We start from the raw sequence: 22654 nt of genomic DNA on the forward strand, positions 1-22654 counted from the left end.
CCCAGGGCTGCGCTGGGGGTGTTGGACGCCTAACCCCCAAAAGGCCCGCAATGAACGACACGACCCTGCTGCAACTGTTCAATGACGATATCGGCACCGCCACCCGGTTGCTTGAACTGATCGACATCGAATACCAGGCGCTGACCGATCGCGACCTGCCCCACCTGCAAAGCATCCTGGCGGACAAGCAACCCCTGCTCATCCAGCTCGATCAAAACGGCAAACAACGCACCCAGATTCTCCTCGGCCTCCAACTGAGCGCCGACCGTGCCGGCCTGCAGGCCCTGGCCGAGCGTTCGAGCGTGGGTGCCGACCTGCTGGCCCGCGGCGATGAGCTGAACGCCCTGCTGCAGAGCTGCCAGGCCGGCAACCTGCGCAACGGCCGGCTGATTCGCTCCGGCCAGGCCTCGACCCGCAGCATGCTCGGCATTCTGCGCGGCGGTGAAACGCCCAGCCTCTATGACAGCAGCGGCAGTGCCGCTAAAATCGGCCAACAGCGCCCGCTCAGCCAGGCCTGAAACCAACAACAAGGCACAGGGGACATACTGTCGTAATGCCAGTATGCTAGTGCCGTAGTATCTGCCTGGAGAGTCTTGGACCGTGTCCAGCCCCTTTACCGAGGGCGATGGCCCGCAACCCCCCAAGGTGCTGAAAGCACCTGTGGAAATCGTTGCCAACCTGCGCCTGCTGCAACAGCACCACGATCCGCTGATCATCACCTTCCACGAGCGCAACCAGCGCTTCCAGAGCTACGTGATCGACGTCGACCGTGATCGCAACCGCGTGATCCTCGACGAAATGATCCCCAGCGACGGTGAACGTTTCCTGCAGAACGGCGAACCCTTCCGTGTCGAGGCCTTCCATGAAGGCGTGCGCGTGGCGTGGGAATGCCTGAGCGCCGTACAGATCACCGAACACCAGGGCGAACGCTGCTATTTCAGCCCGATGCCTGACGAGGTGCTGTACCACCAGCGCCGCAACGCCTTCCGGGCCACGCTCAAGCAGGGTGAACAGATCAAGATCGAACTGGCGGGAGAAAAACTGCGCACGGCGCTGCAGGGCGTTTTGCTGGATATCTCGGCCACCGGCTGCAAGCTGCGTATGCCCGGCGATGTCAGCAGCAGCCTGCAAGCTGGCCAGGTCTACGAGCGCTTCACCGTGCGCCTGCCCTTCGGCGCGATGACCACTTCGATCGAATTGCGCCACGTGCAGTACGAAGAGAAGCTCGACATCACCTTCGCCGGCGCCCGCTTCTACCGCATGAGCGGCCTGGAACAACGCCAGGTCGAACGCTTCGTCTACCAGTTGCAGCGCGAAGCGCGTCGCTTCGAAAGCGACGGCCTGTTCTAGCACTACACCTCGACGAAAATCCCCAGCTCCGCCAGACGCGGCAGGTCTTCCGGCCTGTCGATGTCCCACAGCACCGGCAACAGCTCATAGCTCCAGTCCAGTTGCCGCAGGCGGACCTGGGTCATCGCCAACACCTGGTCGGTGCCCCAGGGCATGGCCTGGAACAGCGCCGGGTCCACGCGGCGCAGGCCCAGCAGCACACAACCGCCATCCTCCGCCGGCCCGAGCACCACGGGCTGACCGCTCAGCGCCTCGCACGCACCATCCAGGTAATGCGCATCCAGCGCTGGGCAATCGTTGCCGATCAGCATCACCGCATCACTCTCGGCCAAGCCCAGGGCCGCGATGCGCCGCATGCGCTCCCCCAGGTCCCCTGCCGGCTGCTCGACCAGCGTCCAGTCGAGCGCCGCGGCCAATGCCTGCAGGTCATCGTCGGAGCCGTCATCCAGCCACAGGAAGCGTTCGCTGAAACCTTCGGCGGGCAGGTGCAGGGCGCGTTCGAGCAACTGGCGCTGCAGGTCACAGGCGCCCTCCTCGCCCAGAGCCGGGATCAATCGGGTCTTGACCCGCCCGGGGACCGGCGAGTGCGCCAACAGGTGCAAGGAAATCGACAGACTCATAGCGTGGTCCTCGATGATGCAGGTGCGCCTGACGGCACACCCTGGCGCCACAAGCGTAGGCCAGCTGCAAGATCCTCATCGCCACCACGCTACGCCGAAAAAACCGAGACGCCCAGCATCATTTGCGGCCAGCCGCCCCGCCGAGGCCTGGGGCGGGCATCGCGGGCCTCAAGCCCGCGCACCATTGCCCCAGCCATTCAGAATACTGACTGACCAACGGTCACCCGATCAGGATCGCGGCACCGGCTCCTCCGGCCCGGCAGGCCCGACCACCTCTTCGCTCGGCGGTGCCGGCGGGTTGCCCTCCTGCATCTGCTCGTGCACCACCTGTTCGTCGACCCGGGGGTCGAGCGCGGCCACCAGGGGCGAGCTGGTCATGTTGTCCGGCATCGGAATGTGATGCAGCGGCGCGTCGTCGACCTGGTGCTGATGGGTGACCTTTTCCGGCCGAACGCGCCATACCGGGATCAGCGCGCAGAGGCAGAAGAAGGCATACAGCATGTTGGCGCCGTAGAAACGCATCAGCACCCCGGCCAGCAGCGGCCCGATACTGGCCCCCACGCCGAAGGTGACCAGCAGCATGGCGGTCAGCGACACCCGCCGCTCGCCCTCCACGTGGTCGTTGGCGAAGGCCACGGCCAAGGGGTACAGGCTGAACAGCAGCAGGCTGACCACAAACCCGACGCCGATCAGCATCGCTAGCGGTGCCTCCGGCATCAGCGCCAGCGGCAGCGCTGCCACCGCCAGCAAGGCCGCCGTGCCGCGGATCAGGCGGGCGCGGTCGTAGCGGTCCGACAGCCAGCCCAGCGGCCACTGCACCACCAGCCCGGCCAGGATGCAGCTGCCCATGAACACACCCACCTGCTCGGTGGGCAGGCCCATTCGCGTGGCGTACAGCGGCGCCAGGCCGTAGAACGAGCCGATCATCAAACCTGCCACGGCAATGGTGGTCAGGGACATCGGTACGCGGGAAATGAAGAAGCGCAGCTCCAGCGGCGCCGGATGCAGGGGGGCCGGGTGCAGCCGGCGGGTCAGTGCCACCGGCACCAGGCACAGGGCGAAGCACAGCGCCACCAGCATCAGCAGCTCGAGCCCCAGGGTTGGGTGCACCACCAGCACCATCTGCCCCAGGATCAGGCCCAGGTAGGACGCCGCCATGTAACCGGAGAAGACCTTGCCGCGCTGGCTGGTTTCGGCCTGCTCGTTGAGCCAGCTCTCGATCACCATGTACTGGCACATCATGCCCAGGCCGACCAGCATCCGCAGCACCAGCCACACCGGCAACCAATCGATCAGGCCATGCCCGAGCACCGCGGCCGTCACCACCCCGGCGCACGCCACGTAGGCACGAATATGACCGACCCGGCCGATCAGGCGGTGCCCCAGCTTGCCGCCGAGCACCAGGCCCAGGTAGTTGGCCGCCATCAGGGCACCAACCCACAGGCCGTCGACCCGATCGGCCAGGCGCAACGCTAGGTAGGTGCTCAGCAGACCGGACCCCAACAGCATCAGCACGGTGGCGAAATACAGCGAACCGAAAGACTTCCAGATCAGGCGCATAAGGCTACGGACATCTCCTTGTAACGGGCGCCAGCACCCCACGGGCACTGGACTCGGGTACCGGCAACGGCGTGTTCAGCAGGCGGCGAGTACACGCCGCTCCCACGGGGTGATCTCGTCGAGGAAGCTCTTGAGTTCCATCGCCTTGCTCGCCAGGTAGCCGTCGATGAACTCGCTGCCGAACAGCTCGACGGCCAGCTGGCTTCGTTTCAGACGCTCGATGGCGGCCTGCATGCTACAGGGTAGTAACAATTCGTCCGGGACCACGAACTCCCCTTGGACCGGTGCCGTCGGCAACAGTTGCTGCTCGATGCCATACAAACCGGCCGCCAGGCTGGCAGCCAGCGCCAGGTAAGGGTTGGCATCGGCACCAGGCAATCGGTTCTCCAGCCGGCGGGCCGCGGGCGAGCTGGCCGGAACCCGCAACCCCACGCCCCGGTTGTCCTCCGACCAGCAGGCGTTATTGGGCGAAGCGAAGGGGTGGCAGAGGCGCTGGTAGGAATTCACATGGGGCGCGAACAACAGGGTGAAATCCGCCATGGCCGCCTGTTGGCCGCCGATGAAATGCCCGAATGCCGGCGTCGCCTGGCCATCGGCCGCGGTGAAGATATTCGCCCCGCTGCCCTGCTCGATGACGCTCTGGTGAATGTGCATTGAACTGCCGGCCGTGTGGCCCAGCGGCTTGGCCATACACACGACGTTGAGCCCGTGCTTGAGGCCCACTTCCCGGAGCAGGTGCTTGAACAGAAAGGTCTGGTCGGCCAGCAGCAACGGATCCCCGTGCCACAGGTTGATCTCGAACTGGCTGACGCCCATTTCGTGCATGACCGTGTCACGGGGAATACCCAGCGCCGCCATGCAGGCGTAGACCTCGTTGAAGAACGGGCGCAAGCCGTTGCTGGAGCTCACGCTGAATGCCGAACTGCCATCCTCGCGTCGCCCATCGAGTCCCAGGGGCGGGCGGAAGTCCTGTTGCGGGTCCGGGTTGGGCGCAAAGATGAAGAACTCCAGCTCGGTCGCCACCACCGGCTGCCAGCCCCGGCTGGCGTAGCGCGCCACCACGCGCTTGAGCAGCCCGCGCGTGGACAGCCCGGAGCTTCGACCATCCAGCTCATCGGCATCACAGATGGCGAGCGCCCGGGGCTGATCGCTCCAGGGCAGCCGATGCACCTGGCTGGGTTCGGCGTTGAGCACCAGGTCGCCATCGTCACCGCCATAGAAACGGGCCGGCGGGTAGCCGCCCATGATGCATTGCAACAGCACGCCCCGGGCCAGCTGCAGGCGCCGCCCTTCAAGAAAACCCGCCCGGGTCATGACCTTGCCCCGTGGCACGCCATTGAGATCGGGCGTCACGCATTCGATCTCGTCGACATCACGCAGCCGTTCTTCCAGTGCCGGGCCGTCCATACGACTCATCGATCTCTGTCCTTGTCCGCGTAGCCGCGCGCTGCGGCCAGCCAAAAGGACTATGTACCACGCCCTCGAAACCCGAGCACCCATAGCCTTGGCCACAGGGGACGATACATAAAATCAATCGACTAAATCGATCATGTTTATCGATTTAAAAACACGCCAAAAGACCCACTAAAAGCGGACACAAATAAATTCATGCCATTGATAAATAACAATAAAATCAACTATCGATCACGTCGATTATTACCATGCCTGATTCGAACTTCTTGATCGAAATATTCTGAGTAGTATGGGTCCCGTACTCACTTACCGCCCCCTACGAGGAGCCCGACATGAAAAAGCAGATTCTTACCAGCCTCATCCTGGCCAGCCTCTCCGCTACCGTTCTGGCTCTTCCGCAAGCCAGCACCCTGGCCGAAGGGGGCGCTGACCGCCTGATCGAGAAGCGTGTTGCCGAAGGTGGTTCCGACCGCCTGATCGAGAAGCGTGTTGCTGAAGGCGGTTCCGACCGCCTGATCGAGAAGCGTGTTGCAGAAGGCGGTTCCGACCGCCTGATCGAGAAGCGCGTTGCCGAGGGTGGCTCCGACCGCCTGATCGAGAAGCGCGTTGCCGAGGGTGGCTCCGACCGCCTGATCGAGAAGCGTGTTGCCGAGGGTGGCTCCGACCGCCTGATCGAGAAGCGTGTTGCCGAGGGTGGCTCCGACCGCCTGATCGAGAAGCGTGTTGCTGAAGGTGGTTCCGACCGCCTGATCGAGAAACGTATCGCCGAAGGTGGTTCCGACCGCCTGATCGAGAAACGTGTCGCCGAAGGTGGTTCCGACCGCCTGATCGAGAAGCGCGTTGCCGAAGGTGGTTCCGATCGCCTGATCAACAGCCGCACCAGCTAACGATCCGTCCCCACAAAAAAGGCGCCTTTCGGCGCCTTTTGTTTTTCCGCAACGCTACGCCTCCAGCCGGGCCAGCCGCGCTTCGAGTTCGGCGACCCGGGCTTCCAGTGCCTCCAGACGGCTGTCCTGCGCCGCCCCGCCAGCCGGGCGGTCACCGTCCGCCGCGCGCTGCTCCAGCAAGGCCTGAAGGTCTGCCGCCTCGCCCAGTTGATGCATGTAGCGGTCTTCACGCTGCCCTGCCTGGCGCGGCAGCAGCAAGCCCAGGCCCCGAGTGATCAGGCGCTCCAGGTGATGCTGCACCTGCTCAGTGTCATCGAACGCGTGCATGCGGCTGCTGCGGGTCAGCAATTCATTGAGCGTCTGCGGGCCGCGCAACAGCAGCAGGCCGAGCAGCACGGTCTGCGGCGCCACCAGTTCCAGGGCCTTGTCGGCACGCTGCTCCCAGCGGTCGGCACGGCTGCCCATTACCAGACGCGCCAGGCCGCGCCCTTCCAGCGAGCGCAGGGCCTGCCCCACTTCGCCAGGATTGAGGTTCATCAGCGGCTCGCGGCTGGTTTTCTGGTTGCAGGCCAGCACCAGCGCGTTGAGGGTCAGCGGATAGACTTCGGGGGTGGTCGCCTGTTTCTCGATCAGGCTGCCGAGTGTCCGCACTTCGACGGCGGTCAGAGGGGCTTCGCTGAACGGGGTAGCGATCTCGTTGGACATGGCGGTGCTCTCAGGCTCAAAGGTGCTGCTAGCCTAGCCGGACTCGACGCCCGTGACCATTGAGCCGGATGCCTGCCGCCAGGCGCGTCGGTGTGCTAGAGTCGCGCGCTGTTTTTTCCAGCTCGGGCGCCGTTGAACCAAGGCCCCGATCATTCGCAGCCCATCCGTGTAGCCATCGGCCTGTTCGCCCAGGAGCACTTTGCACCGGCGGACCTGCCATTGCGGTGGATACAGGGACAGCCTGCGCACACCTGTCGAGACGCTCGTTATGACCGCTGCCCAACGCCCCCTTCTGCACCTGCTCACCCGCACCAGCCTGGTGTTGCAGATTCTGATCGGCCTGATCGCCGGTATCGCCCTGGCGCTGATCTTCCCCGCCGCCGCACTCAGCCTGGCCTTCCTCGGCACGGCGTTCGTGTCGGCGCTCAAGGCCGTCGCGCCGGTGCTGGTCTTCATCCTGGTGGCGGCCTCCATCGCCAACCACCAGCACGGCCAGCAGACCCACCTGCGGCCGATCCTGTTCCTGTACCTGATCGGCACCTTCAGCGCCGCGGTGATTGCCGTCATCACCAGCTTCGTCTTCCCCTCGACCCTGACCCTGGTCAGCGGCAGCGCTGAACTCAGCCCGCCCGGCGGCATCGGCGAAGTCCTCAACAGCCTGCTGATGAATGCCCTGGACAACCCGATCAATGCCCTGCTCAACGGCAACTTCATCGGCATCCTGGCCTGGGCCATCGGCCTGGGCCTGGCCATGCGTCACGCCGCACCGAGCAGCAAACAGATGCTCGCCGACCTGTCAGGCGCCGTGACCTCTATCGTCAAGATCGTGATCCGCCTGGCTCCGCTGGGGATCTTCGGCCTGGTCGCTGCCACCCTGGCCGAATCCGGCATGGGCGCGCTGCTCGAATACGCCCACCTGCTGGCGGTTCTGGTGGGCTGCATGCTGTTCGTGGCGCTGGTGGTGAACCCGGCCATCGTGTACTGGAAGATCCGTCGCAACCCCTATCCGCTGGTGTTCCTGTGCCTGCGCGAAAGCGGCATGACGGCCTTCTTCACCCGCAGCTCGGCCGCCAACATCCCGGTCAACCTGCAGCTGTGCCAGCGCCTGGGTCTGCATGAAGAAACCTATTCGGTCTCCATCCCGCTGGGCGCCACCATCAACATGGCCGGCGCGGCCATCACCATCAGCGTGCTGACGCTGGCCGCCGTGCACACCCTGGGCATCAGCGTCGACCTGCCGACCGCGATCCTGCTCAGCATCCTGGCGTCCGTCTGTGCCTGTGGCGCTTCCGGCGTGGCCGGTGGTTCGCTGCTGCTGATCCCGCTGGCCTGCAGCCTGTTCGGCATCCCCAACGATGTGGCGATGCAGGTGGTGGCGATCGGTTTCATCATCGGCATCGTCCAGGACTCGGCGGAAACCGCGCTGAACTCCTCCACCGATGTGCTGTTCACCGCTGCGGCCTGCATCGCCGATGAACCGCAAACGGCGTCCGAAGCGACCCGATAAGCAGTTCATAGCCGTACGAAATGAAAAAGGCCTGCGCACTGCGCAGGCCTTTTTTGTATGGCGTCCCCTGCTGGAATCGAACCAGCATCTAGCCCTTAGGAGGGGCTTGTTCTATCCATTAAACTAAGGGGACGTGCAGCGTGGGCCGGCAGGGCAGCCGACCGGGCGGCATGTTAACCAGCGCAGACGGATTTGTCATGCCGCTGCCATCTGCCGCTGGCCATACTGACCTGGAATTCGCCCAGGAGATCGCCATGTCCACGAATGCCGCGCAGTCCCTTCCCGATTCGCCCTTCAGCCACGTCGACGTCCGCAGCGCCTGTTCGAACGATGCCCCTGCCCTGGCCGACTTGCTGCAGCAACTGGGCCCGGACGAACCCCGGCCCGACACCGCCCTGCTCGCGCTGCGGCTGGCGGAGTTGCCACATGACCGCGTGGTGCTGGTGGCCGAACGCAACCGGCGTCTGGTCGGTACCTGCACCCTGCACCTGATCGAACACCTGGCCCATGGCTTCGCCCGCTCGGCGATTCTCGAAGACGTGGTTGTCGACCAGGATGCCCGCGGTCTGGGCATCGGCCAGGCGCTGACCGGCGCCGCCCTGGAACGGGCCCGCAGCTGGAGTTGCTACAAGGTGGCGCTGTCCAGCGCGCAGCACCGTGAAGACGCCCACCGTTTTTACCAGCGCCTGGGCTTCAAGCCCCACGGCATCAGCCTCACACTGACCCTGCACGCCTGAACCGTCGTTAGGGGCGGCGCCTGGCGCCGCCCTTGCGTTACAGCCCCTTGCCCAGGGTGAAACGCTGCTCGGCGAGCTGGTCCGCCACGTCCGTGGTGCTGCGCCCTTCCAGGTCGGCGCGCTGGAAGATCTGCGCCAGGGTGTCGCCAATGCCCTCGATATGCGTCTTCAAGGCCGCCGCACTGCCGCCGCTGCGTTCGTAGTACACGTCCATGATGCCGCCGGCGTTGATGGCGTAGTCCGGCGCGTACAGGCAGCCGTTGCGCTTGAGGGTGTCGGCCAGTTCCGCGTCCGCCAGCTGATTATTGGCTGCGCCAGCGATGATCGGTGCGTGCAGCGCTTCCAGGGTCTGGCGGTTGATGATGCCGCCCATGGCGCAGGGCGCGAACACGTCGACGTCCAGGCCATAAATGTCCTGCTGACTCACCGCCCGCGCGCCGAGTTGCTCGACCGCCCGCCGCACGTTGGCCTCGACGATATCGCTGACCCACAACTCGGCCCCGGCCGCCTTCAGGTGCTGCGCCAGGTGAAAGCCCACCTGGCCCACGCCCTGGATCGCCACCCGCAGACCGCTCAGGCTGTCACGGCGCAAACGGTGCCGCACCGCCACCTGGATACCGACGAACACCCCGTACGCCGTGGACGGCGACGGATCACCGTTGCGCACCCCGCCGCCGAAGGCTTCGCGCGGCACGGCGCCGGCCACATGGCGGGTGCGCTCGGCCATGATCTGCATCTCCGTCACGCCGGTGCCGGAGTCCGCGGCGGTGATGTAACGCCCGCCCAGGCTCTCGACGAAATCCCCCATGGCCTGGAACAGCGCCTCGCTCTTGCCGGTGTGCGGATCGCCGATGATCACCGCCTTGCCGCCGCCCAGGGGCAGGTTGGCCAGGGCCGATTTGTAGGTCATGCCCCGGGACAGGCGCAGCACATCGCGCAGCGCCTGCTCGTCGTCGGCATAGGGCCACATGCGGCAACCACCGAGCGCCGGGCCGAGGTTGCTGTTGTGGATGGCGATGATCGCCCTCAGGCCACTGGCCTTGTCATGGCCAAAGACCACTTGCTGGTGATGATCGAATTCGACATGGGAAAACACAGACATGAGTGCCTCGGGATTCTTGTTATAGGGGAATGAAGGCAGGTGCCCGCCGTCAGCGCCGGCATGCATCACATGCCAGCGCTGTTCAGCGGGTTCTACCAAGGGGAACGATCAGGCCGCGGGTTCGAACAGCTGCACCGCCTGAATTTCACTGACCAGCAGGCGCGCCCGCAGCTGGGTCGCCTGCTCCCGGGCGGATGCCACGGCGTGTTCCTTCACATGGCCATAACCGCGGATCTGCTCCGGCAGCTCCGCCAGGGCCACCGCGGTGCGGTAGTTGTCCGGGCGCAGCTCGTCGAGCACGTAGTCGATGTGCTGTTCGTACTCCGAAATCAGCTCCAGTTCCAGGCGGCGCTCGGCGCTGTAGCCGAACACGTCCAGCGGCGTGCCGCGCAGGCCCTTGAAGCGGGCCAGCACCGCAAAGGCCTTGAGCATCCAGGGACCGAAGCTGCGCTTGCGCGGCTCACCGGTGACCGCATCGGGCTTGCTCAGCCAGCTCGGGGCCAGGTGGAACTGCAGTTGGTAGTCGCCCTCGAACTGTTCCTCCAGGCGCTTGCGGAAGGTCGGCTCGCTGTAGAGGCGCGCCACTTCGTACTCGTCCTTATAGGCCAGCAACTTGAAGTAGTACCGCGCCACCGCCTTGCTCAGCAGCTGCTCGGGGTCGCGGTCGGCCTGGCGCACGCGCTCGACCAGCGCCCGATAGCGCTGGGCATAGGCGGAGTTCTGGTAGTCCGTCAGGCGCTGCACGCGGTCCTCGACAATCTCCTCCAGTGTCCGGCAGTGCGGTGCTTCCACCACTTTCGGCGCGGCCAGTTTCTCCACCGCGGCCAAGTCATGGGCGGCACGACGCCCCCAGAGGAACGCCTGCTGGTTCAGCGCAACCGACACACCATTGAGCTGGATGGCCTTGTCGATGGCCTCGGCCGACACCGGCACCAGGCCCTTCTGGTAGGCGTAGCCGAGCATGAACAGGTTGGTGGCGATGCTGTCGCCCAGCAGCCGGGTGGCCAGGCGAGTGGCGTCGACGAAGCGGGTCTTGTCCACGCCCACCGCCTCGCTGATCGCCTCGCGCATGGCAGCGCCAGGCACCTCGGCATCCGGGTTGCGGGTGAATTCGGCGGTGGCCGCCTCGTGGCTGTTGATCACCGCGTGGGCGATCTTGTCGTTGAGCTTGGCCAGCGCTTCTTCGCTGGCGGATACCACCAGATCGCAGCCCAGCAGCAGGTCGGTTTCACCGGCGGCGATACGCACCGCATAGATGTCACGCTGCCGTGCAGCAATGCGAATATGGGTGATCACCGGGCCGAACTTCTGCGCCAGGCCGGCCTGGTCGAGCACCGTACAGCCCTTGCCTTCCAGGTGCGCGGCCATGCCCAGCAACGCGCCAACGGTGGTCACGCCGCTGCCGCCGACGCCCGGCAGCAGGATGTTCCAGGGCCGTGTCAACGCCGGCTGCTTCGGCTCGGGCAGCGCGATGAACAGCGCGCCCAGGCCCACGGCTTCGGGCTTGCGCAGGCTGCCGCCGTGCACGGTAACGAAGCTCGGGCAGAAGCCTTCCAGGCAGCTGAAGTCCTTGTTGCAGGCGCTCTGGTCGATCTCGCGCTTGCGCCCCAGTTCGGTTTCCAGCGGCAGCACCGACAGGCAGTTGGATTTCACGCTGCAATCGCCGCAGCCCTCGCACACCGATGGGTTGATGAAGGCGCGCTTGGCCGGGTCGACCATCTTGCCGCGCTTGCGCCGACGGCGCTTCTCGGTGGCGCAGGTCTGGTCGTAGAGGATCACCGACACGCCCTTGAATTCGCGCAGCTCGCGTTGCACGGCGTCCAGCTCGCGACGGTGGTGGAAGGTCACGCCCGGCGCGAAGGTGGCACGGGTCGGGTATTTGTCCGGCTCGTCGCTGACCAGGGCAATGCGTTTGACGCCCTCGGCGTGCACCTGCTGGCTGAGCTGGTCGATGCGCAGTTCGCCGTCGATGGGCTGGCCGCCGGTCATGGCCACGGCATCGTTGTAGAGAATCTTGTAGGTGATGTTGACCCCGGACGCCACCGCGGCACGCAAGGCCAGGTGGCCGGAATGGAAATAGGTGCCGTCGCCCAGGTTCTGGAACACGTGCGGGGTGTCGGTGAACGGTGCCTGGCCGATCCAGGTAGCCCCCTCGCCGCCCATCTGGGTGAAGGTATCGGTGCTGCGGTCCATCCACTGGGTCATGTAGTGACAACCGATGCCACCCAGGGCACGGCTGCCTTCCGGCACCTTGGTCGAACTGTTGTGCGGGCAACCGGAGCAGAAGTGCGGGGTGCGCGCGGTCTTGTGCTTGGGCGCGGCCAGGGCTTTTTCCTTGGCATCGAGAAAGGCCAGGCGCTCTTCGATGGTCGGGCTGCTGTAGATCGGCGCCAGGCGCTTGGCGATCACCCGGGCGATCATTGCCGGGGTCAGTTCACCGAGGTTGGGCAACAGCGAATTGCCCTGCTCGTCGAACTCGCCGACCACCCGCGGGCGCTTGCCCACCGGCCAGTTGTAGAGCTGCCCGGTGAGCTGGTCCTCGATGATGCTGCGCTTCTCCTCCACCACCAGGATTTCGTCCAGCCCTTCGGCGAAACTATGCACCGACACCGGTTCCAGCGGCCAGCTCATGCCGACCTTGAGCACCCGCAGGCCGACCTTGGCGCACAGCGCTTCGTCCAGGCCGAGGTCGTCCAGGGCCTGGCGCACGTCCAGGTAGGACTTGCCGGTGGTGATGATGCCCAGGCGCGGGTTGGGCGAATCGAGCTTGACCTGGTTCAGGTTGTTGGCCAGGGCGAACGCCCGGGCGGCGTAGATCTTGTAGACGTTGAGGCGCTTTTCCTGCGCCAGGGGCGGATCCGGCCAGCGGATGTGCACGCCGTCTTCCGGCAGCTGGAAGTCCTCGGGAATCTTCACCTGGATGCGCAGCGGGTCGACGTCCACCACGGCGGAGGAATCGACGTTCTCGGCAATGGTCTTGAGCGCCACCCAGCAACCGCTGTAGCGCGACAGCTCCCAGCCGATGATGCCGTAGTCGAGCACTTCCTGGATGTTGGCCGGGTTCAGCACCGGCATCGAGGCGGCGATGAACGCGTGCTCGCTCTGGTGGGCGATGGTGGACGACTTGCACCCGTGGTCGTCGCCAGCCAGCACCAGCACACCGCCGTGCTTGGACACCCCCGCCGAGTTGCCGTGCTTGAACACGTCGCCGCTGCGGTCCACGCCCGGGCCCTTGCCGTACCACATGGCGAACACGCCGTCGTAGCGCGCGCCGGGAAACAGGTTGGCCTGCTGGCTGCCCCACACGGCAGTAGCGCCCAGCTCTTCGTTGACGCCGGGCTGGAAGTGGATGTGGTTGTCCTTGAGGTACTCGCGGGCATCCCACAGGCTCTTGTCGAGCCCGCCCAGGGGCGAGCCGCGGTAGCCGGAAATGAAGCAGGCGGTATTCAGGCCGTGGGCTGCATCGCGTTGCTTCTGCAGCATCGGCAGGCGGGTCAGGGCCTGGGTACCGGTGAGGTACAAGTGGCCCGTGGCAAGACGGTATTTGTCATCCAGGCGGATTTCGGCCAGTGACATAAGCGCTCCTTTTATTGTTATGGCGAGCACAGGGAACGCGACGGTAGGCACGTTCCATCGGGTAGCCGCCGCAGGATCACTGCGACAGATTTGCCTAAATCATGACCGGACGGTTCGGCTTTTTTCTTTCTATTTTTCAGCCGCAGCGGCAATACTGCGCATGATCCTTCCAATAATCACAAGAATAGGGAAACAGTCATGCAGGACAAGCTGAGCCCCATCGACCGGCGGATTCTTCGCCTGCTGCAACACAACGCCGACCTCTCCGCCGCCGAGATCGCGGAAAAGGTCGAGCTGTCGCAATCGCCCTGCTGGCGACGTATCCACCGCATGCAGGAAGAGGGATTGATCGAGCGCAAGGTCGCCCTGCTCAACCACAAGCGCCTGGGTTTCGGCATCACCGTGTTCGTCGACATCAAGCTGTCGGCCCACGGCCGAGGCAACCTGGATGAGTTCGAACAGGCGGTGGTGGGCTATCCGCAGGTGCTGGAGTGTTACAGCATGGCCGGCGGCTCGGACTACATGCTGAAGATCGTGGCCCGGGACATCGCCGACTACGAACGCTTCCTGCGCGACCACCTGCTGCAACGCCCGCACGTCCAGGAAGCGCACTCGCACATTGCGATGAGCGAGGTGAAGAGGACGACGGAGTTGCCGTTGGATTGAGCTCGGTGTGCATCACGTGATGCCGCCGCTGTCGGCAAGTCGGAAAACCTGACCCAGTCGATGGAATCGGGTTGGCAGCCTTGACCACCCACAAGGCCTGTCACTAGATTCATCCATCCTCTTCTCGCTGGGCCTGTTGCCCGGCGGTGGTCACACCCGCAAAGGATTGTCCTGCCATGCGTGCATCTCTGAGGCATGTACTGCCTACCCTGCTCCTCTGCACTGCGTTTACCGCCCAGGCGGATGTCCCGCCTACCGGCGATTTCTGGATCGTCCATCAGGAGACGGCGGAGTCTGGCTACCGCCACAATTACTACATCGATGATCGTGCCGGGAACACTGCCAGCCGCCCAGGGGGAATTCGCACGGCAGGCGTTTTCCAAGCGGAAAGTCGGGAAGGCGGAGCAGCGTGGGTCGGTTTCCTCGATATCGAAGTGGACTGTGCCAAGCAACGAGCACGCGTCACCAACATCCAGGTGCATAACAGCTGGGACAACACCTGGTCCGGCAAGGATGTAGAGGGTGAATGGCTCAAGAAACCGGAAGACTGGATGATCAAGAGCCGGGACTTTGTCTGCAAGCCACAGGGACGCGCATCGAGCGGTGCGTACCATCTTGGAAAAATGCACGTTTCGGCCTTGCACGAGCAGTCCCGCGCGCTGTTCATCGCTCAAGGGCGTCAACTGGCAAAAGAGGCCATCCTGAAGAAAATCGATGAAGCTTTCGACATGATGCCTCAGCAGGGAGCTAGCGGCTCGAAGGAGAAGGTGCAATGAAAAGGATCATCGCGCTCGGAATGACGAGCATGCTGCTGAGCGGCTGCGCGGGTATGAACGTACCGGATACCCTGGCCCGGAATTACTGGAAGGATCGACCGGTGTCCGAGGTCATCGATTACTTTGGCGCCCCGCACCAGATAGGCGGGATGGTCGACAGGCAGTGGGTCGTATTGGTGTATGGCTACGACACCTCGTACACGACTCGCCAAGCCCTCGGCACTTACACAGGCCCGGTGAATGGGCAAGTGGTGCATCAGGAATACTGGGGAGACGTGTTCACGTCGGCCAACTGTGAAATGCGCGTCGCGATCAACCGGGACCGGCGGGTCGATATGATCGCCACCAAGGGCCGCAACTGCGGCAGCGTCGACCTGGTTCCGCCCAGGTAACCTCGGCGACCGTCGCTGACACAAGGGAGCAGGTTCGCTGCGCGAACCCTCCCTTTTTGCCCGGCACGGCCATCTCCCATCCGCTCCCTGCCCCGCCGCGGGTGTCGCTCCGATAGCCGTCAGCGTGTCCCACGCTGAATGGCTTCGTTCTCCAGTTGCCGCTCGCCCCCTTCTTCGCCTGAATCAGCCGCAGTCACCTCCACACCAACCCCGGACCATCCGTTGCTAGAGCCGCATGCCATCGCTGGCGAGGGTGACGCCGGGGGGCAAGGCATCGGGGTGATCGAGCAGCCAGGCGTCGAAGCTGTGGCCGATATGCGTGAGCACGGACTTCACGGGCCGCAAGCGATCGATCACCTCCAGCGCTCTGGTCAGGTCATTGTGATTGCGCGGTGCGGTGGGCTGCGGCGCGGTGGAGCAGTCGAGCACCAGCAGATCCAGCGGTGCGCGCTGCAGTTCCGCACAGCTGGCCTCGGGCACACCAACGGTGTCGGTGAGATAAGCGATACGCCTGCCCAGCCCTTCGACCCCCTGCCCCTCGAACCCCTGCCCCTCGAACAAATAGCCGAAGGTCGGCTTCGAATGCGTCAGCGGCAAGGCGGTGACCTTGAGTTCCCCCAGCTGGCGCCGCTCGAAGGCGACAAAGGGCTGGCTGAAATCCAGGATACCGGGGTGCTTGTACAGATCGGCCAGGCCGTCCGGATCATCCGGGCCATGCACAGGAATCACCAGCCCCTGCCCCCAGCGCAGGTGCAGCAGGCCCTGGGCGTGGTCAGCGTGGTAATGGGTCTGCAGGATGCCGCTGAGGCTGTGCGGTGGAAACTGCTCACCGAGGTCCATCAGGCCGCTGTCGATCAGCCAGCGCTGATCGCCGCATTCGATCAGCGCACAACAGGGGCCGCGCCGCCGCGAGGGGTAGACGCGCGCCGCATCGCAGGCCGGGCAGCTGCAGTTGTACACCGGCACCTGGCGGGCATCACCGCTGCCGAGCAGGGTCAGGCGCATCGCTGCTCCCGCTCCAGCAGGCGCAGCAGCTTGGCAACGGTGTTTTCCAGCGGCCCGGAATTATCGAGGATTGCCAGGAACTCCCCTGTGGCAGGGGCTTTAGCCGCGACAGTCGCCGCTGAAGCGCCTCCCACAGGGGTAAAGCTGCGGCTACGCGCCAAGCGCTGTTCGATCTGCTCCGGCGTCTCGCGGCCGCGCGCCAGCAGACGCTGGCGCAGAACCGCTTCATCCACCTGCAGAAGTACCGGCAACAGGTGCGGGTAGCGCTGCCGCGCCACCTCCAGGTAGCCCCGCGAACCATTGACCAGCACATCCTGGCCGGCGGCCAGCCAGTCGTCGATCTGCCGGGGAATGCCATAGGCCAGGCCGTTGGCACGCCAGGCCATGGCGTAGGCGCCGGCCCGTTCCTGGGCGTCGAACTGGTCGAGGGAAACCGCCAGCGCCTCCTCGCCGACGGCTTCGGCGGAACGCGTGATCACCCGCCGGGCGATCTGGCAGCCTCGGGCCGCCAGGCGCTCGCGCGCCGCATTCAACAGGCTGTCCTTGCCCGAGCCCGAAGGGCCCATCAGATAGATCAACCGGCCTTGCATCAGAACACCCTTTTCGCTTGTCGCCAGACCTGCTGGATCATCGCCTGGCCGTCATGCACCCGTGCGTGCACGAGGTCGGCGCGCAGGCCGACACGGATTTCGCCGCGATCGTCCAGCCCCGCCGCCCGGGCAGGTACCCGGCTGACGGTGGCGATCGCCTGGGGCAGATCATACCCGTTGTCCTGGCCGGCCAGCAGCAGCGCGGCTTGCAGCAGGCTCGACGGGTAGTAGTCGCTGGAGAGGATATCCAGCACACCGTGACGCGCCAGTTCGGCGGCGGCGATATTGCCCGAGTGGGAGCCACCGCGCACGATGTTCGGCGCCCCCATCAGCACCTTGAGGCCCAGCTCATGGCTGGCCTTCGCAGCTTCAAGGGTAGTCGGAAACTCGGCGATGGACATGCCGAAGCCCGCCGACTCCTGCACGTGGGCCAGGGTCGCGTCGTCATGGCTGGCCACCGACAGGCCACGCGCGCCGCAGTCCTCGACGATGGCGCGGCGGTGGCGGTCGCTGAATTCCCGGGAGTTGGCCATCTGCTCCTCGATGAAGCGGTCCATCTCCTCGGTACTCAGGTGGTACTTGCCCATGTAGTACTCGCGGTACTTCTCTTCCTTGGCGAACTGGCGCTGGCCCGGCGAGTGGTCCATCACCGACACCAGTTGCACCAGCGGGTGCTCCACCAGGTCGCGGAAGGCGGCGAGGGTGTCCGGGTGGCCCAGCTCGCAGCGCAGGTGCAGGCGGTGCTCGGCGCGGGTGTGCCCGGCCTGCTCGGCAGCGGCGATCGCCTCGAGCATGGCCGGCAGTTGCTGCATGCGTTTGCCCCGGGGGTTGATGTCACCGATCGCCAGGGCGTCGAACACCGTGGTGATGCCGGCGGCGACGATCTGCGCATCGTGGGTCAGCACCGCCGACATCGACGGCCAGTCCACTCCCGGTCGCGGGCTCATGTGCTTTTCCAGGTTGTCGGTGTGCAACTCGATCAAACCGGGCAGCAGATAGTCGCCACCCAGGTCGAGGGCACCTGGCACCTGGCAGGGCCCCTCCTCCACCGCGGCGATCAGCCCGTCGCGCAGCAGCACGCTGCCGAGGAACTCGCGATCGGCGGTGACGATGCGGGCATTGCCGAGAATCTGTTCAGCCGACATAGACGTACTCCTGCTTCGGCGCCGTGGCCGCGCTCATGTCCAGGTAACGGTCCGCCACCGCCTCGCGGGCGGCGCGGTCATGGAAGATGCCGATCAGCGCACTGCCCGCCGCCTTGGCCTCGGCGATCAGTTCCAACACCACCTGGCGGTTGGTTTCATCCAGGGAGGCAGTGGGCTCGTCGAGCAGCAGCACCGGCCACGCGACCATGAAGCCGCGGGCGATGTTGACGCGCTGCTGCTCACCGCCGGAGAAGGTGCCAGGCGCCAGTTGCCACAGCGCCTCCGGGATGTTCAGCCGGGCAAGCAGCGCCTTGGCCCGGGCCTCGGCATCTGCTCGCGCCCAGCCCCGCGACAGCGCCGGCTCCATCACCACGTCCAGGGCGGAGACCCGGGGGATCACCCGCAGGAACTGGCTGACGTAGCCCAGGGTCTGCCGGCGCACCGCCAGCACCTGGCGCGGCTCGGCACCCACCAGTTCGGTCCAGCCCTCCTGATGGCGAACACGGATGCTGCCGCCCGCCGCCAGGTAATTGCCGTACAGGGTGCGCAGCAGAGTCGACTTGCCGGCCCCGGACTGGCCGTGCAGCACCAGGCATTCGCCGGCCCGCACGCTGAAACTCAGGCCGTCCAGCACGTTGAGCACCACGCCGTGCTGCTGGTGCAGGGTGAAGGTCTTGCTGAGGTCGGTGACCTCGATCAGGTTGTTCATGTGAAGGTCGCTCCTACAAACGGGTTTTGCCGCTAGCCGTAGGGTGGATGGCGCTTTTTCCATCCACCGTTTGCTGGTTCCCGATCAGGGCTGCAGCACCGACGACACCAGCAGCTGCGAGTACGGATGCTGCGGGTCGTCGAGGATCTGGTCGGTGAGGCCGGCCTCCACCACATGGGAGCGACGCATCACCATCAACCGGTCGGCCAGCAGGCGCGCCACCGCCAGGTCGTGGGTGACGATCACCACCGCCAGGTCCAGCTCGCGCACCAGGCCGCGCAGCAGGTCAAGCAGGCGTGCCTGCACCGACACGTCGAGGCCGCCGGTGGGTTCGTCCATGAACACCAGGCGCGGGCTGGACACCAGGTTGCGGGCGATCTGCAGGCGCTGCTGCATGCCACCGGAGAAGGTGCGCGGCAGGTCGTCGATGCGCAGCGGGTCGATTTCCACCTGCCGGAGCCAGTCGATGCCGGCCGCCCGCAGCTCGCCGTAATGGCGCACGCCCTGGGCCATCAGCCGCTCGCCGATGTTGGCACCGGCAGACACCGCCATGCGCAGGCCGTCCCGCGGGTTCTGCTCGACGAAGCCCCATTCGGTACGCAGCAACGTGCGGCGCTCGGCCTCGCTGGCGCGGTACAGGTCGACCGCGGTGCCGTTGCGGTGGCGGTAGGTCACCGTGCCCCGGTCCGGCTGGCCGCGTCCGGACAACAGGCTGAGCAGGGTCGACTTGCCCGAACCGGACTCGCCGACGATGCCCAGCACCTCACCGGGGTACAGGTCGAAGCTGACACCCTGGCAGCCCTTCTCCGGCCCGTACAGGCGAGTCAGGTCACGCGCGCTGAACAGCGGTTGCGCCGGCTCCGGGTGCGGGTTCAATCGTTCGGCGGCGCTCATTGCAGGACCTCCCCGGCAGCACCCTCATCGTCGCGGCGCTGCATGCAGTAATCGGTGTCGGAGCAGACGAAACGCTTGCTGCCGGCGTCATCGACGATCAGTTCGTCCAGGTAGGAATCGCGGCTGCCGCAGAAGGCGCAGCACTCCTCCCACTGCTGGACGGCGAACGGGTGATCGTCGAAGTCCAGGCTGACCACCCGGGTGTAGGGCGGCACGGCGTACAGGCGCTTCTCGCGGCCGGCGCCGAACAGCATCAACGCCGGGCTCATGTGCAGCTTGGGGTTGTCGAATTTGGGAATCGGCGACGGGTCCATCACGTAGCGGTCGTCCACCGTCACCGGGTAGGCGTAGCTGGTGGCGATGTGGCCGAAGGTGGCGATGTCCTCGTACAGCTTCACGTGCATCACCCCGTAGTCGCCGAGGGCGTGCATGGTGCGCGTCTCGGTTTCCGAGGGTTCGATGAAGCGCAGCGGCTCCGGGATCGGCACTTGGTAGACCATGATCTGGTCGCCGGTCAGCGGGGTTTCCGGAATCCGGTGGCGGGTCTGGATCACCGTGGCTTCCGGGGTACGCAGGGTGGTGCGGACGCCGGCAGTGCGGGCGAAGAAGCGGCGGATCGACACGGCGTTGGTGGTGTCGTCGGCGCCCTGGTCGATGACCTTGAGCACATCGTCGGCCCCCAGGATCGCGGCGGTCAGCTGCATGCCGCCGGTGCCCCAGCCATAGGGCAGCGGCATCTCGCGGCCGCCGAACGGCACCTGGTAACCGGGTACCGCCACGGCCTTGAGCAGGCCGCGGCGGATCATGCGTTTGGTCTGCTCGTCGAGGTAGGCGAAGTTGTAGCCACGCTCGGGGGCTTGGGTGATCGGCATCTGGACGGTCATCGGGCAGGCTCCTCGGCGCGTGGCGTGCGCAGTTTGCGGATCAGCTCCAGCTCGGACTGGAAGTCGACGTAGTGCGGCAGCTTCAGGTGCGAGACGAAGCCCGCGGCCTCGACGTTGTCGCAGTGCATCAGCACGAATTCCTCCTGCTGGGCCGGCCCCTCCACTTCTTCGCCGTACTCCGTGGTGCGCAGGGCGCGGTCCACCAGGGCCATGCCCATGGCCTTGCGCTCGGCGTAACCGAACGCCAGGCCATAGCCGCGGGTGAACTGCGGCTCGATGCCCTTGCCGCCGACGAACTGGTTGACCATTTCGCACTCGGTCACCTCGATATCCCCCAGCGGCACGGCGAAGCCCAGTTCCTCCGGCGCCATCCACACCTCGGCCCGGCCGATGCGGATCTCACCGGCGAACGGGTGGTTGCGCCCGTAACCGCGCTGGGTGGAATACCCCAGGGCCAGGAGAAAGCCCTCGTCGCCACGGGCCAGGGCCTGCAGGCGCTGGGCGCGGTTGGTGGGAAAGTCCAGGGGCTCGCGGGTGATGTCCGCCACCTCGCCGCCCTCTTCCGTTTCGCGCGTCATCAGCCCTTCATCGGCCAGGAAATCCAGCACCCGCGGGCAGTCGGTGGGCGCTGCCGAGACTGCTGCCTGTGGCCCAGGGTGTTCGCCCTCGGCCAGCAGGGCGAAGTCCAGCAAGCGGTGGGTGTAGTCGAAGGTCGGCCCCAGCAACTGGCCGCCCGGCACATCCTTGAAGGTGGCGGAAATGCGCCGGCTCAGGGTCATCGCCGTGGTGTCCAGCGGCTGCGTGGCCCCGAAGCGCGGCAAGGTGGTCCGGTAGGCGCGCAGCAGGAAGATCGCTTCCATGAGGTCACCGGCGGCCTGCTTGATGGCCAGGGCCGCCAGTTGTTCGTCGTACAGCGAGCCTTCGCTCATCACCCGGGCCACGGCCAGGGGCAGCTGCTGGCGCACCTGCTCCACATCGAGCTCGGGAATGGAGGTATCGCCGCGGCGCTTCTTCGCCAGCAGCAGGTGGGCGTTGTCGATGGCGCGTTCGCCACCTTTGACGGCGACATACATCAGGCGGCCTCCTCGGCAGGGGTCAGCACATGGGTGCTGCGCGGCAGGCCGATGATCTGGCTGCCCGCAGCGAAGAAGGCATCCAGCCCGCGTGGGAAGGCACTGCGCGCCTGGCGCTGCTGCCAGAACACCGCTGGCAACGGCAGGCTCACGCTGCGCACGTCCTTGATTCCCGGGCCGCGCCAGCGCAATGGCGCGCTGCCGTCGAGGGCCTCGAGTTGGATCAGCAAGGTGCAGGACTGGTCGGGGTAGCGTTCGCTGCCGTTGTCGAAGTCGCTCAGGTCGTGCAATTGCGGCTCATCGAGCAAGGCGAACAGCGCCAGCTCGCGCGCTTCGACGATCGGGCAACCGCAGTGGAACGCCAGGTTGGCGCGGATCAGCGGGGTGTCGAAGGACGGTGCCAGCCACAGCGGCGTGTCGCCGTCGAGAAACGCCAGGCACAGTGCATAGGTCGCCGGCGCCAGGCCGTCCAGGGCCAGGGCGCGGTCCAGCGGCTGGACCAGGCCGGGCTCGGCCAGCGCCTTGAGCGCCACGCGGAAACTGGCCTGGGCATCCAGCACCGGATCGTTGAAGGCCGGTTGCAGCCATTCGGAGCTGTAAAGCGCAGTCATCAATCCTCTCCTCTGACCAGGGTGAAGAATTCCACCTGGGTTGTTGCGGTGTCCGCCTCGGTACTGGCCCGTGCCGCCTGCTGCTCGGCCGCCAGGGGTTCGATCAGTTGTTCCAGCCAGTGCTGTTGCTGCGCGCCCTGCAGGTGGGCGTCCGCCAGGGCGGCGAGTTCGGCGTGGCGCTTGTCGCGCCCCGCCACGTAGCTGTAGCCGGTGCGTCCGTCCCCCAGGCGTACCACGCAGCGGGTCACGGTCATTTCGCCGAGGTTGAAGGCGCTGCCGGTGCCGCCCATGCGGCCGCGTACCAGGGTCATGCCGACCTCGGGGGCGCGAATCAGTTGGTAGTCAGCGTCCATCAGGGCCGCCTCGAAACGCGGCAGGTGCTGGCCGGCGCGGGCGAGCACGCCCATCCAGCGCTGGCGAAGGGCGATCTGCGGGTCGTGGTGCATGGTCGG

General features: G+C 65.8%; 23 protein-coding genes and 1 tRNA gene. 8 read left to right on the plus strand and 16 right to left on the minus strand.

The annotated features are described in order from the left end of the window. The first annotated feature begins 50 nt into the window (after nucleotides 1-50). Together N5C28_RS02380 and N5C28_RS02385 are read left to right on the plus strand one after the other, a co-directional pair. Nucleotides 51-518, plus strand: coding sequence for a flagellar protein FlgN (locus tag N5C28_RS02380; RefSeq protein ID WP_279819671.1), 468 nt, complete (start codon nucleotides 51-53; stop codon nucleotides 516-518). Nucleotides 519-600: 82 nt separating this feature from the next. Beyond that, nucleotides 601-1350: a flagellar brake protein gene (locus tag N5C28_RS02385; RefSeq protein ID WP_279819673.1), complete on the plus strand. Its 750-nt coding sequence runs from the start codon at nucleotides 601-603 to the stop codon at nucleotides 1348-1350. 2 nt (nucleotides 1351-1352) lie between these two features. Here the strand turns inward: N5C28_RS02385 and N5C28_RS02390 are convergent, their stop codons facing one another. From N5C28_RS02390 to N5C28_RS02400, 3 genes are all read right to left on the minus strand, one after another. Beyond that, a complete protein-coding gene (locus N5C28_RS02390) occupies nucleotides 1353-1970 on the minus strand; it encodes a TIGR04282 family arsenosugar biosynthesis glycosyltransferase (RefSeq protein ID WP_279819675.1) in 618 nt (205 codons plus the stop codon). A 228-nt stretch (nucleotides 1971-2198) separates the two neighbouring features. Further along, nucleotides 2199-3530 (minus strand): MFS transporter, encoded by a 1332-nt coding sequence (locus N5C28_RS02395; protein WP_279819677.1) that lies wholly within the window; start codon nucleotides 3528-3530, stop codon nucleotides 2199-2201. A gap of 75 nt (nucleotides 3531-3605) precedes the next feature. After that, nucleotides 3606-4844 (minus strand): glutamine synthetase family protein, encoded by a 1239-nt coding sequence (locus N5C28_RS02400; protein WP_279820332.1) that lies wholly within the window; start codon nucleotides 4842-4844, stop codon nucleotides 3606-3608. A gap of 431 nt (nucleotides 4845-5275) precedes the next feature. On the opposite strand from N5C28_RS02400, the gene N5C28_RS02405 reads away from it, so the two are divergent. Beyond that, nucleotides 5276-5830: a phage infection protein gene (locus N5C28_RS02405; RefSeq protein WP_279819679.1), complete on the plus strand. Its 555-nt coding sequence runs from the start codon at nucleotides 5276-5278 to the stop codon at nucleotides 5828-5830. A 54-nt stretch (nucleotides 5831-5884) separates the two neighbouring features. On the opposite strand, the gene N5C28_RS02410 is transcribed toward N5C28_RS02405, so the two are convergent. Next, complete coding sequence (locus tag N5C28_RS02410; RefSeq protein WP_279819681.1) at nucleotides 5885-6535, minus strand: DUF480 domain-containing protein; 651 nt, start codon at nucleotides 6533-6535, stop codon at nucleotides 5885-5887. A 268-nt stretch (nucleotides 6536-6803) separates the two neighbouring features. Between N5C28_RS02410 and sstT the strand changes: the two genes are divergently transcribed. After that, a complete protein-coding gene (sstT, locus tag N5C28_RS02415; RefSeq protein ID WP_279819683.1) occupies nucleotides 6804-8042 on the plus strand; it encodes a serine/threonine transporter SstT in 1239 nt (412 codons plus the stop codon). A 58-nt stretch (nucleotides 8043-8100) separates the two neighbouring features. On the opposite strand, the gene N5C28_RS02420 is transcribed toward sstT, so the two are convergent. Further along, nucleotides 8101-8175: transfer RNA gene (locus N5C28_RS02420), tRNA-Arg, on the minus strand. Between the two features lie 121 nt (nucleotides 8176-8296). On the opposite strand from N5C28_RS02420, the gene N5C28_RS02425 reads away from it, so the two are divergent. Then, nucleotides 8297-8779: a GNAT family N-acetyltransferase gene (locus N5C28_RS02425; protein WP_279820334.1), complete on the plus strand. Its 483-nt coding sequence runs from the start codon at nucleotides 8297-8299 to the stop codon at nucleotides 8777-8779. Nucleotides 8780-8816: 37 nt separating this feature from the next. Here the strand turns inward: N5C28_RS02425 and N5C28_RS02430 are convergent, their stop codons facing one another. Further along, nucleotides 8817-9881 carry a Glu/Leu/Phe/Val dehydrogenase dimerization domain-containing protein gene (locus N5C28_RS02430; RefSeq protein WP_279819686.1) on the minus strand — a complete coding sequence of 355 codons (1065 nt, stop codon included), beginning with the start codon at nucleotides 9879-9881 and terminating at the stop codon, nucleotides 8817-8819. Between the two features lie 108 nt (nucleotides 9882-9989). Then, a complete protein-coding gene (locus tag N5C28_RS02435) occupies nucleotides 9990-13457 on the minus strand; it encodes an indolepyruvate ferredoxin oxidoreductase family protein (RefSeq protein WP_279819689.1) in 3468 nt (1155 codons plus the stop codon). Between the two features lie 198 nt (nucleotides 13458-13655). On the opposite strand from N5C28_RS02435, the gene N5C28_RS02440 reads away from it, so the two are divergent. From N5C28_RS02440 to N5C28_RS02450, 3 genes are all read left to right on the plus strand, one after another. Then, nucleotides 13656-14123 (plus strand): Lrp/AsnC family transcriptional regulator, encoded by a 468-nt coding sequence (locus N5C28_RS02440; RefSeq protein WP_279819692.1) that lies wholly within the window; start codon nucleotides 13656-13658, stop codon nucleotides 14121-14123. Between the two features lie 176 nt (nucleotides 14124-14299). Then, nucleotides 14300-14899 (plus strand): hypothetical protein, encoded by a 600-nt coding sequence (locus N5C28_RS02445; protein ID WP_279819695.1) that lies wholly within the window; start codon nucleotides 14300-14302, stop codon nucleotides 14897-14899. After that, complete coding sequence (locus tag N5C28_RS02450; protein ID WP_279819698.1) at nucleotides 14896-15291, plus strand: hypothetical protein; 396 nt, start codon at nucleotides 14896-14898, stop codon at nucleotides 15289-15291. Before N5C28_RS02445 ends, N5C28_RS02450 begins: the two co-directional genes overlap by 4 nt. Before the next feature lie 225 nt (nucleotides 15292-15516). Here the strand turns inward: N5C28_RS02450 and phnP are convergent, their stop codons facing one another. The 9 genes from phnP to phnG all read right to left on the minus strand — a co-directional run bounded on the left by phnP (nucleotide 15517) and on the right by phnG (nucleotide 22648). Continuing rightward, complete coding sequence (phnP, locus tag N5C28_RS02455; RefSeq protein WP_279819701.1) at nucleotides 15517-16296, minus strand: phosphonate metabolism protein PhnP; 780 nt, start codon at nucleotides 16294-16296, stop codon at nucleotides 15517-15519. Next, nucleotides 16287-16886: a phosphonate metabolism protein/1,5-bisphosphokinase (PRPP-forming) PhnN gene (gene phnN / locus N5C28_RS02460; protein WP_279819704.1), complete on the minus strand. Its 600-nt coding sequence runs from the start codon at nucleotides 16884-16886 to the stop codon at nucleotides 16287-16289. Before phnN ends, phnP begins: the two co-directional genes overlap by 10 nt. Continuing rightward, nucleotides 16886-18031 carry an alpha-D-ribose 1-methylphosphonate 5-triphosphate diphosphatase gene (locus tag N5C28_RS02465; RefSeq protein ID WP_279819707.1) on the minus strand — a complete coding sequence of 382 codons (1146 nt, stop codon included), beginning with the start codon at nucleotides 18029-18031 and terminating at the stop codon, nucleotides 16886-16888. Before N5C28_RS02465 ends, phnN begins: the two co-directional genes overlap by 1 nt. Continuing rightward, on the minus strand, nucleotides 18021-18740 hold the full coding sequence (gene phnL / locus N5C28_RS02470) for a phosphonate C-P lyase system protein PhnL (protein WP_279819710.1): 720 nt from the start codon (nucleotides 18738-18740) through the stop codon (nucleotides 18021-18023). The genes N5C28_RS02465 and phnL overlap by 11 nt, the downstream gene beginning before the upstream one ends. An 84-nt stretch (nucleotides 18741-18824) precedes the next feature. Continuing rightward, on the minus strand, nucleotides 18825-19634 hold the full coding sequence (gene phnK, locus N5C28_RS02475) for a phosphonate C-P lyase system protein PhnK (RefSeq protein WP_279819713.1): 810 nt from the start codon (nucleotides 19632-19634) through the stop codon (nucleotides 18825-18827). Continuing rightward, on the minus strand, nucleotides 19631-20518 hold the full coding sequence (locus N5C28_RS02480; protein WP_279819716.1) for an alpha-D-ribose 1-methylphosphonate 5-phosphate C-P-lyase PhnJ: 888 nt from the start codon (nucleotides 20516-20518) through the stop codon (nucleotides 19631-19633). The genes phnK and N5C28_RS02480 overlap by 4 nt, the downstream gene beginning before the upstream one ends. Further along, nucleotides 20515-21591 carry a carbon-phosphorus lyase complex subunit PhnI gene (locus N5C28_RS02485; RefSeq protein ID WP_279819718.1) on the minus strand — a complete coding sequence of 359 codons (1077 nt, stop codon included), beginning with the start codon at nucleotides 21589-21591 and terminating at the stop codon, nucleotides 20515-20517. Before N5C28_RS02485 ends, N5C28_RS02480 begins: the two co-directional genes overlap by 4 nt. After that, nucleotides 21591-22202, minus strand: a complete 612-nt coding sequence (gene phnH, locus N5C28_RS02490) for a phosphonate C-P lyase system protein PhnH (protein WP_279819721.1) — start codon at nucleotides 22200-22202, stop codon at nucleotides 21591-21593. The genes N5C28_RS02485 and phnH overlap by 1 nt, the downstream gene beginning before the upstream one ends. Further along, a complete protein-coding gene (gene phnG / locus N5C28_RS02495) occupies nucleotides 22202-22648 on the minus strand; it encodes a phosphonate C-P lyase system protein PhnG (protein ID WP_279820335.1) in 447 nt (148 codons plus the stop codon). Before phnG ends, phnH begins: the two co-directional genes overlap by 1 nt. Nucleotides 22649-22654 lie beyond the last annotated feature (6 nt).

Source organism: Pseudomonas sp. GD03944, from assembly GCF_029839275.1.
Lineage (GTDB): Bacteria > Pseudomonadota > Gammaproteobacteria > Pseudomonadales > Pseudomonadaceae > Aquipseudomonas.

Bases quoted from the DNA above. Each gene is read 5' to 3' on its own strand.
- N5C28_RS02380 (WP_279819671.1), top strand. From the start codon at position 51: ATGAACGACACGACCCTGCTGCAACTGTTCAATGACGATATCGGCACC.
- N5C28_RS02390 (WP_279819675.1), bottom strand. From the start codon at position 1,970: ATGAGTCTGTCGATTTCCTTGCACCTGTTGGCGCACTCGCCGGTCCCC.
- N5C28_RS02395 (WP_279819677.1), bottom strand. From the start codon at position 3,530: ATGCGCCTGATCTGGAAGTCTTTCGGTTCGCTGTATTTCGCCACCGTG.
- N5C28_RS02400 (WP_279820332.1), bottom strand. From the start codon at position 4,844: ATGACCCGGGCGGGTTTTCTTGAAGGGCGGCGCCTGCAGCTGGCCCGG.
- N5C28_RS02405 (WP_279819679.1), top strand. From the start codon at position 5,276: ATGAAAAAGCAGATTCTTACCAGCCTCATCCTGGCCAGCCTCTCCGCT.
- N5C28_RS02410 (WP_279819681.1), bottom strand. From the start codon at position 6,535: ATGTCCAACGAGATCGCTACCCCGTTCAGCGAAGCCCCTCTGACCGCC.
- sstT (WP_279819683.1), top strand. From the start codon at position 6,804: ATGACCGCTGCCCAACGCCCCCTTCTGCACCTGCTCACCCGCACCAGC.
- N5C28_RS02425 (WP_279820334.1), top strand. From the start codon at position 8,297: ATGTCCACGAATGCCGCGCAGTCCCTTCCCGATTCGCCCTTCAGCCAC.
- N5C28_RS02430 (WP_279819686.1), bottom strand. From the start codon at position 9,881: ATGTCTGTGTTTTCCCATGTCGAATTCGATCATCACCAGCAAGTGGTC.
- N5C28_RS02435 (WP_279819689.1), bottom strand. From the start codon at position 13,457: ATGTCACTGGCCGAAATCCGCCTGGATGACAAATACCGTCTTGCCACG.
- N5C28_RS02440 (WP_279819692.1), top strand. From the start codon at position 13,656: ATGCAGGACAAGCTGAGCCCCATCGACCGGCGGATTCTTCGCCTGCTG.
- N5C28_RS02445 (WP_279819695.1), top strand. From the start codon at position 14,300: ATGCGTGCATCTCTGAGGCATGTACTGCCTACCCTGCTCCTCTGCACT.
- N5C28_RS02450 (WP_279819698.1), top strand. From the start codon at position 14,896: ATGAAAAGGATCATCGCGCTCGGAATGACGAGCATGCTGCTGAGCGGC.
- phnP (WP_279819701.1), bottom strand. From the start codon at position 16,296: ATGCGCCTGACCCTGCTCGGCAGCGGTGATGCCCGCCAGGTGCCGGTG.
- phnN (WP_279819704.1), bottom strand. From the start codon at position 16,886: ATGCAAGGCCGGTTGATCTATCTGATGGGCCCTTCGGGCTCGGGCAAG.
- N5C28_RS02465 (WP_279819707.1), bottom strand. From the start codon at position 18,031: ATGTCGGCTGAACAGATTCTCGGCAATGCCCGCATCGTCACCGCCGAT.
- phnL (WP_279819710.1), bottom strand. From the start codon at position 18,740: ATGAACAACCTGATCGAGGTCACCGACCTCAGCAAGACCTTCACCCTG.
- phnK (WP_279819713.1), bottom strand. From the start codon at position 19,634: ATGAGCGCCGCCGAACGATTGAACCCGCACCCGGAGCCGGCGCAACCG.
- N5C28_RS02480 (WP_279819716.1), bottom strand. From the start codon at position 20,518: ATGACCGTCCAGATGCCGATCACCCAAGCCCCCGAGCGTGGCTACAAC.
- N5C28_RS02485 (WP_279819718.1), bottom strand. From the start codon at position 21,591: ATGTATGTCGCCGTCAAAGGTGGCGAACGCGCCATCGACAACGCCCAC.
- phnH (WP_279819721.1), bottom strand. From the start codon at position 22,202: ATGACTGCGCTTTACAGCTCCGAATGGCTGCAACCGGCCTTCAACGAT.
- phnG (WP_279820335.1), bottom strand. From the start codon at position 22,648: ATGCACCACGACCCGCAGATCGCCCTTCGCCAGCGCTGGATGGGCGTG.